The sequence below is a fragment of the Bradyrhizobium sp. CCBAU 65884 genome, from assembly GCF_028128835.1.
GTDB lineage: Bacteria > Pseudomonadota > Alphaproteobacteria > Rhizobiales > Xanthobacteraceae > Bradyrhizobium > Bradyrhizobium ottawaense.
This window is the reverse complement of record NZ_LBJU01000124.1, coordinates 213,693-221,931: the sequence shown is the minus strand read 5'-3', so window position 1 is coordinate 221,931 and position 8,239 is coordinate 213,693. Positions and strand designations below refer to the sequence as shown.

The window sequence follows — 8,239 nt, the reverse complement described above, 5'->3', positions numbered from 1 at the left end:
TATGGTGACGCCGATCATGCCGGCCTGGTGGGTCGAGATCAGCTGGCTGCCGAGGAACGGCGCGGAGCCGAACGGGGTCGGATATTGCTTGATGGTGAAGTCCCAGATCAGGCCCGCCGAGGAGTTGATGATCGCGAACAGCGCGATGAACCCGGCGACGTTGGTCAGCACCGGTGCCTTTGTCAGCGGCTTGAACAGGATCCGCTCGATCGCGATGCCGGCGACGAAGGAGAAGGCCAGCGTGATCACGAAGGCGGCCCAATAAGGCACGCCCCATTGCATCAGCTGCCAGGAGATGAAGGTCGAGAACATCGCCATCTCGCCCTGCGCGAAGTTGAGATGGTCGATGGCCTGGTAGATCATGACCACGGCGAGCGCCATGCAGGCGTAGATCGCGCCCGTGGCAATGCCGGCCAGGACCTGGTTGGTGAACAGCTCCATTGTCCCGGCTCCCTCAGTAACCCAGATAGGATTTGCGGATTTCTTCGTTGTTCGCGATGTCCTTGGCGTTGCCCGACATCACGATGCGGCCGGTCTCGATCACATAGGCCTGGTCGGCGAGCTCCAGCGCGAGCTGGGCGTTCTGCTCGACCACCAGGATCGACACCTTGTCCTCGCGGTTGATCTTGCCAAGGATGCCGAACAGGTCGCGCACCACCAGCGGCGCGAGGCCGAAGGAGGGCTCGTCCAGCAGCATCAGCCGCGGCCGCAGCATCAGGGCGCGGGCGACCGCGAGCATCTGCTGCTCGCCGCCGGAGAGCGTGCCGGCCTGCTGGGTGTGGCGCTGCTTCAGCACCGGGAAATGCGCATACATGCGCTCGATGTCGGAGACGATGCCGGCGCTGTCCTTGCGGGTGATGGCCCCGAGCTGGAGATTCTCCTCCACCGTCATGGTGGTGAAGGTTCCGCGGCCCTGCGGCACATGGGCGATGCCGAACCGCACGATGCTCTCGGTGGAGCGGTTGTTCAGCGGCTTGCCGTCGAACTCGATGCCGCCGGTGGAGCGCACCATGTTGCAGATCGCGCGCAGCGTGGTGGTCTTGCCGGCGCCGTTGGCCCCGAGCAGCGTCACCAGCGAGCCCTCGTTGAGCGAGAAGGACAGGCCATGGAGCGCCTGGACCTGGCCGTAATAGGCGCGCAGGTCCTTGACGTTGAGCAATGTCGTCATTGGTCCTTGCTCCCGAGATAGGCCTTGATGACGTCGGGGTCCGCCTGCACCTGGGCCGGCGTGCCTTCCGCGAGCTTCTTGCCGAAATTCAGCGCAACGACATGGTCGGCGATAGACATCACCAGGCCCATGTGATGCTCGACCAGCAGCACGGTCATGTGCCGGTCGTCGCGAATGCGGCGAATGAGGTCGCCGAGCACGTAGACCTCTTCGTGGTTGAGGCCACCGGCGGGCTCGTCGAGCAGCAGGATTTTGGGATCGGCAGCCAGTGCGCGCGCCAGCTCGACGCGCTTCTGCGTGCCGAAGGGCAGGCCGGAGACCACGGTGTGGGCGACGTCCTCGAGGTCGAGATAGGCAAGGATCTCGTGCACCTTCTTGTTGACGCTGGTTTCGCTGCGGCGAACCCAGGCCAGCTTCAGGGAGTCGCTGATGATGTCGCTCGAGGTCCTCGAATGCGCGCCGACGCGGACGTTGTCCATCACCGAGAGATTCGGAAACAGTGCCACGTTCTGGAAGGTGCGGCCGATGCCGATCTCGGCGATCCGGTGCGGCGGCCGCCTCAGGATGCTCGCGCCCTCCATCAGGATGTCGCCGGATGACGGCTGGTAGAGCCGGGACAGGCAGTTGAAGAGCGTGGTCTTGCCGGCGCCGTTGGGGCCGATCAAGCCGAGGATCTGGCCCTTGTGCATGTCGAAGGACACGCCGTTGAGCGCGATGATGCCGCCGAACACGACGCTGACGTCGCGAACCGCGAGCAGGGGCGATGTCCCCTGCGCGAGCTGTGCCTGCGTCATCTCGTCTCGCTCACGTCATTCAGTGAGCGAAGGGGCGATGCGAACCGCTCCCGATGATGACAAAGGCTATCTGAATCCCTCGGCCACACGCGCAACTTTTCCTCCTGATTTCAGCTTTTTGCTGACGTCTTTTTTGGAATGCGGCATTAGACCCCCGAGCGCCGCTTCGATGTTCCTTACCATCGCTAAGAGACGCGGTCCAATGTCGTTGATCAAACGCTCTTCCGTGAAGCGGAATGCGGGCGCGCCGCAATTGAATGCGTAGGGACCGGTTCCGTCGTTGAGCCTGAGTGCGACGCCGGCGGCGCCGATGTCGTCGTGCCAGTCGCCGACGGAGATCGCAAAACCGTATTTCGCGACGGTTTCGCCGGAACGTTCCAGCCCGTCGCGCATCTTGGGCCAGCGGCTGCCGTAATGTTCGCGCAACAGGCGCGACAGGTCTGCGCGGTCCGCGTCGTCGAGCGCCCAGAAATAGGCGCGGCCCATCGCGCTGGTTGCAATCGGCACGCGGGAGCCGACGTCAAGTTGAACCCCGACGGTCTCGCTGCCGCGGCTTTGCCCGAAATAGATCATGCTGTGACGGTCGCGGCCGCCGACGGCGACGGCGCCGCCGGTCGCGCGCATCACGTCCTCGCGGAACGGCTCGGACAAATGCCGAACGCCGAGATTGGCGAGCGCGGCGTAGCCGAGCGACATCGCCGCGGGTGTGAGCTGGTACTTCTCGAAGCGGGGAACCGGCGCAAGATAGCCCAGCTTGGTCAAGGTGTAGGTCAGCCGCGACACGGTCGGCTTCGGCAGATTGGTGCGAGCCGCAATCTCCTGATTGCCGAGAAGGCCGTCATTGGGGTGGAATGCGCGCAATACGTCCAGTCCGCGGGAAAGCGCGACGACGAAATTCCGATCGGTCGCAGTCTTCTTTCCTGTACGCTTCATCCCTGATCTGCTTCTTGCGCGGAGTCGTTGACAAGCCACGTGCTTCAAAATAACCCTGCCGTCAAGATGCGGAATTAAATTCCGCACCGCGAAATCGAACAAAAGTAAATCCCCACCAAGGAGGGAACACCGTGAGCGAAGTGGTCAAGCTTGAGCGTCATGACGAGGTCGGGATCGTCACGGTCGACAGCCCTCCGGTCAATGCTCTGAGTGCCGCGGTCCGCGGCGGCATCCTCGAGTGCATCAAGGCCGCAATTGCCGATCCCGCCATCAAGGGCATCGTGCTGACCTGTGCCGGCCGCACCTTCATCGCCGGTGCCGACATCACCGAATTCGGCAAGCCGCCGAAGGCGCCGGCCCTCAACGACGTGCTGTCCGAGATCGAGAATTCGCCCAAGCCCGTGGTTGCCGCGATCCACGGCACCGCGCTCGGCGGCGGCCTCGAGGTCGCGCTCGCCTGCCATTTCCGCGTCGCGGTGAAAGAGGCCAGGCTCGGCCTGCCCGAGGTGAAGCTCGGACTGCTGCCGGGCGCCGGCGGCACCCAGCGCCTGCCGCGCGCGGTCGGTCCCGAACTCGCTGTCAAGATGATCGTCGGCGGTGATCCCATCGGTGCTGCGGAAGCGCTCAAGAACGGCCTGATCGAGGAAATCATCGAGGGACCGGCATCGGGCGGCGAGGCCTTCGTGCGCAAGCTGCTGGCCGAGAAGCGTCCGCTGCGGCGCCTGCGCGACGACGATTCCAAGATCGCGGCGGCCAAGGCCGACCGCTCGATCTTCACCAATGCAGTCGCCGCCATGACCAAGAAATCGCGCGGCCTGGAAGCGCCGTTCGCTGCCGCCGACGCCGTCGGCTACGCCATTGACCTACCTTTCGACGAAGGCCTGAAGAAGGAGCGCGAGGGTTTTCTGAAGCTCGTCGCCAGCGATCAGTCGAAGGCGCAGCGTTATGCGTTCTTCGCCGAGCGCGAGGCTGCCAAGATTGCGGGCGTTCCTGACGGCACCAAGTCGCGTCCCGTGAACCGGGTCGCCATCCTCGGCGCCGGCACCATGGGCGGCGGCATCGCGATGTCCTTTGCAAATGCCGGCGTTCCCGTCACCCTGATCGAGACCGGCGAGGAGCAGCTCAAGCGCGGCATGGGCATCATGCAGAAGAACTGGGAAGCGACCGCCGCGCGCGGCGGCATCCCGGCCGACGCGCCCGCCAAGCGCATGGCGCTGATCAACGGCGTCGTCGGCATCGAGAATGTCGGCGATGCCGACCTCGTCATCGAAGCGGTGTTCGAGACCATGGCGGTGAAAAAGGAAGTGTTCGGCAAGCTCGACCAGTACGTCAAGCCCGGCGCCGTGCTCGCCTCCAACACCTCGTATCTCAACATCGACGAGATCGCGAAGTCGACCAAGCGTCCGCAGGACGTGCTCGGCATGCACTTCTTCTCGCCGGCCAACGTGATGAAGCTGTGCGAGATCGTGCGCGCCGACAAGACCGCGCCGGACGCGCTGGTCACCGCGGTGAACATTGCGCGCAAGATCGCGAAAGTGCCGGCCGTGGTCGGCGTCTGCGACGGCTTTGTGGGCAACCGCATGCTGGCCCAGCGCGGCAAGCAGTCGGAGAAGCTCTTGTTCGAAGGCGCGCTGCCGCAGCAGGTCGACGCTGTGGTGACGAAATTCGGCATGCCGATGGGACCGTTCGCGATGGGCGACCTCGCCGGCCTCGACATCGGCTGGCGCTCGCGCAAGGATCGCGGCATCAAGTCGGAGATCGCGGACGCGCTGTGCGAAGCCGGCCGCTTCGGCCAGAAGACCGGCAAGGGCTACTACAAGTACGAAGCCGGCAGCCGCTCGGCGCTGCCCGATCCGGAGGTCGAGAAGCTGATCGACGAGACGCTTGCCCGTCTCGGCCGCAAGAAGCGCGTCGTCAGCGACGACGAGATCCTCGAGCGCATGATGTATCCGATGATCAACGAGGGCGCGAAGATCCTCGAAGAGGGCATCGCGGCGCGTCCTTCCGACATCGACGTGGTCTGGCTCTATGGCTATGGCTGGCCGATCTACCGCGGCGGCCCGATGTTCTGGGCCGACAGCGTCGGCCTCAAGCACATCGCCGATCGCCTCGCCTTCTACGCCAAGGAGACCAACGATCCGAGCCTCGAGCCCGCGCCGCTGCTGAAGAAGCTCGCGGCCGAAGGGAAGACGTTCGCCTCGCTGGCGGCGGCGTCGAAGGCGGCTTGATCGGTTTTGGTAGCTGCTGGAATGTCGCGCTCCGGGCAAAGCTCTCTCCGTTCCCTCCCCCCTTGTGGGGGAGGGGCAGGGAGGGGGGTGGCCCCGGGCGAGGTCAGTGTTCGTGGCTGCCCCCTTCCACAACCCTTCCCCACAAGGGGGAAGGGAGCCCGTCCGCCGGTGTCCACCTCACACGACCCGGCGATTACCGTTTTGCAGAGTATCGATCGCCAATGACCCATCCCGGCGAACAGTTTTATCCCGAGGGCGTGCGGTGGGACGACACCATCGTCCAGGGCTCGCTGCCTGACCTCTTGTCGAAGGCCGTCGCCGAATACGGCACGCGCACCGCGCTGGAATTCCGCGATCGCCCGATCACCTACACCGAGCTCGCAGCTCAGGCCGAGCGTGCGGCGGCGGCGTTCCTGCGCGCCGGCTGCGGCAAGGGCACGTCCGTTGCGCTGTTCCTCGGCAACTCGCCGGACCATCCCGTCAATTTTTTCGGCGCGCTGAAGGCAGGCGCCCGCCTCGCGCATCTCTCCCCGCTCGACGGCGAGATCGCGCTGACCCACAAGATCTCCGATTCCGGCTCGCGCCTGCTCGTCACCTCCAACCTCGCCGCCCTGCTGCCGACCGCGCTGAAGTTCCTTGAAAAGGGGCTGATCGACCGCCTCGTCGTCTGCGAGGACGATCATTGGGGCAAGGTCGGCACGCCGCAGGCGGCGATCCCGGATGATCCCCGCATCGTCACCTTCAAGGCCTTCACCGAGGGCGCGACCGCGCCGGCGGCGTGGCCCGTCGTCATGGCCGACGACGTCGCCCTGCTGCAATATACCGGCGGCACCACCGGCCTGCCCAAGGGCGCGATGCTGACCCACGGCAATCTCACCTCGGCGGTGTCGATCTACGACGTCTGGGGCAAGCCATCGCGCGCCGCGCGGGGCGAGACGATCGAGCGCGTGATCTGCGTGCTGCCGCTGTTCCACATCTACGCGCTGACCGTGGTGCTGCTGTCGTCGCTCAGCCGCGGCAATCTGATCTCGCTGCATCAGCGTTTCGACGTCGAGGCCGTGATGCGCGACATCGAGGTCAAGCGCGCGACCTATTTTCCGGGCGTACCGACGATGTGGATCGCGATCGCCGCACTGCCGGATCTGGACAAGCGCGACTTCTCCTCGCTCGCCACCATCGGCTCCGGCGGCGCGCCGCTGCCGGTGGAGATCGCGAATTTCTTCGAGCGCAAGGTCGGCAAGAAGCTGCGCAGCGGCTGGGGCATGACCGAGACCTGCTCGCCCGGCACCGGCCATCCGCCCACCGGCCCCGACAAGCCCGGCTCGATCGGCCTGATGCTGCCGGGCATCGAGCTCGACGTGGTCGCGCTCGACGATCCCAAGCGCGTGCTGCCGCCCGGCGAAGTCGGCGAGATCCGCATCAAGGGCCCGAACGTTACCAAGGGCTACTGGAACAAGCCGGAGGGGTCCACGGATGCCTTCGTCGACGGCCGCTTCCTCACCGGCGACATCGGCTATGTCGACAGCGACGGCTATTTCTTCCTGGTCGACCGCAAGAAGGACATGATCATCTCCGGCGGCTTCAACGTCTATCCGCAGATGATCGAGCAGGCGATCTACACCATTGCTGGCGTGCACGAGGTGATCGTGCTCGGCATTCCCGACCAGTACCGCGGCGAGGCCGCCAAGGCCTTCATCAAGCTGAAGCCGGAGGCAAAGCCGTTCTCGCTCGACGAGCTGCGCGCGCAGCTCGCCGGCAAGCTCGGCAAGCACGAATTGCCGGCCGAGGTCGAATTCGTCGACGATCTGCCGCGCACGCCTGTCGGAAAATTGTCGCGCCACGAATTGCGCCAGCAGCAGAAACCGTCACAATCCACTAAAACCGCATCAGGAGCTCGTTCTTGACCGACGCCGTCATCGTTTCCACCGCCCGCACCCCGATCGGCAAGGCCTATCGCGGCGCGCTCAACGCCACCGAGGGCGCAACCCTGCTCGGCCACGCCATCGGCGAAGCCGTCGCGCGCGCCAAGGTCGATCCGAAGGAGATCGAGGACGTCGTGATGGGCGCGGCGCTGCAGCAGGGTTCGACTGGCGGCAACATCGCGCGCAAGGCGCTGCTGCGCGCCGGCCTTCCCGTCACCGTCGCCGGCACCACGATCGACCGGCAATGCGCCTCGGGCCTGCAGGCGATCGCGCTCGCCGCGCGCTCGGTGATTTTTGACGGCGTCGAGATCGCGGTCGGCGGCGGTGGCGAGTCGATCAGTCTCGTGCAGAACGACAAGATGAACGGCTTCCACGCCCAGGACCCTGCGCTGCTCAAGATCAAGGGCGAGGTCTACATGCCCATGATCGACACGGCGGAAGTCGTCGCCAAGCGCTACGGCATCTCGCGCGAGAAGCAGGACGAATATTCGCTGGAGAGCCAGCGCCGCACTGCGGCCGCCCAGCAGGGCGGCAAGTTCAAGGACGAGATCGCGCCGATCACGACGCAGATGGCGGTCACCGACAAGGCCACCGGCACCGTGTCGATGAAGGACGTCACGCTGTCGCAGGACGAAGGCCCGCGTCCCGAGACGACGATCGAAGGCCTCGCCGGCCTCAAGCCCGTGCGCGGCGAGGGCTTCTCGATCACCGCCGGCAATGCCAGTCAGCTCTCCGACGGCGCCAGCGCCTCCGTCATCATGAGCGACAAGGAAGCCTCCAGGCGTGGCCTCAAGCCGCTCGGCATCTTCCGCGGCTTCGTCTCGGCCGGCTGCGAGCCGGACGAGATGGGCATCGGCCCGGTCTTCGCCGTGCCGCGCCTGCTCAAGCGCCACGGCCTCACCGTCGACGACATCGGTCTCTGGGAGCTGAACGAAGCCTTCGCGGTGCAGGTGCTGTATTGCCGCGACAAGCTCGGCATCGACCCCGAGAAGATCAACGTCGACGGCGGTGCGATCGCGGTCGGCCATCCCTACGGCATGTCCGGCGCGCGCCTCACCGGCCACGCTTTGATCGAAGGCCGCCGCCGCAAGGCCAAGTACGCGGTGGTCACCATGTGCGTCGGCGGCGGCATGGGCGCGGCAGGGCTGTTCGAGGTGCTGCAGTAAAACGTTTCTGTCATTCCGGGGCGCCGCA

7 protein-coding genes are annotated in these 8,239 nt (G+C 65.6%); 3 read left to right on the top strand and 4 right to left on the bottom strand.

The window, feature by feature from the left end:
* From XI03_RS25945 to XI03_RS25930, 4 genes are all read right to left on the bottom strand, one after another.
* Window positions 1-441: branched-chain amino acid ABC transporter permease (locus tag XI03_RS25945; RefSeq protein ID WP_271593668.1), on the bottom strand; the 441-nt coding region annotated here is incomplete at its 3' end.
* 13 nt (window positions 442-454) lie between these two features.
* Window positions 455-1,168: an ABC transporter ATP-binding protein gene (locus XI03_RS25940; RefSeq protein ID WP_018318824.1), complete on the bottom strand. Its 714-nt coding sequence runs from the start codon at window positions 1,166-1,168 to the stop codon at window positions 455-457.
* Window positions 1,165-1,962: an ABC transporter ATP-binding protein gene (locus XI03_RS25935; RefSeq protein WP_028142131.1), complete on the bottom strand. Its 798-nt coding sequence runs from the start codon at window positions 1,960-1,962 to the stop codon at window positions 1,165-1,167. The genes XI03_RS25940 and XI03_RS25935 overlap by 4 nt, the downstream gene beginning before the upstream one ends.
* A gap of 66 nt (window positions 1,963-2,028) precedes the next feature.
* Window positions 2,029-2,895 (bottom strand): IclR family transcriptional regulator, encoded by an 867-nt coding sequence (locus tag XI03_RS25930; RefSeq protein ID WP_028142130.1) that lies wholly within the window; start codon window positions 2,893-2,895, stop codon window positions 2,029-2,031.
* 131 nt (window positions 2,896-3,026) lie between these two features.
* Between XI03_RS25930 and XI03_RS25925 the strand changes: the two genes are divergently transcribed.
* The 3 genes from XI03_RS25925 to XI03_RS25915 all read left to right on the top strand — a co-directional run bounded on the left by XI03_RS25925 (window position 3,027) and on the right by XI03_RS25915 (window position 8,211).
* Window positions 3,027-5,123: a 3-hydroxyacyl-CoA dehydrogenase NAD-binding domain-containing protein gene (locus XI03_RS25925; protein WP_091955910.1), complete on the top strand. Its 2,097-nt coding sequence runs from the start codon at window positions 3,027-3,029 to the stop codon at window positions 5,121-5,123.
* A 221-nt stretch (window positions 5,124-5,344) separates the two neighbouring features.
* Window positions 5,345-7,027, top strand: coding sequence for a dicarboxylate--CoA ligase PimA (gene pimA / locus XI03_RS25920; RefSeq protein WP_271593667.1), 1,683 nt, complete (start codon window positions 5,345-5,347; stop codon window positions 7,025-7,027).
* Window positions 7,024-8,211, top strand: a complete 1,188-nt coding sequence (locus XI03_RS25915) for an acetyl-CoA C-acyltransferase (protein ID WP_271593666.1) — start codon at window positions 7,024-7,026, stop codon at window positions 8,209-8,211. Before pimA ends, XI03_RS25915 begins: the two co-directional genes overlap by 4 nt.
* Window positions 8,212-8,239: the final 28 nt, after the last annotated feature.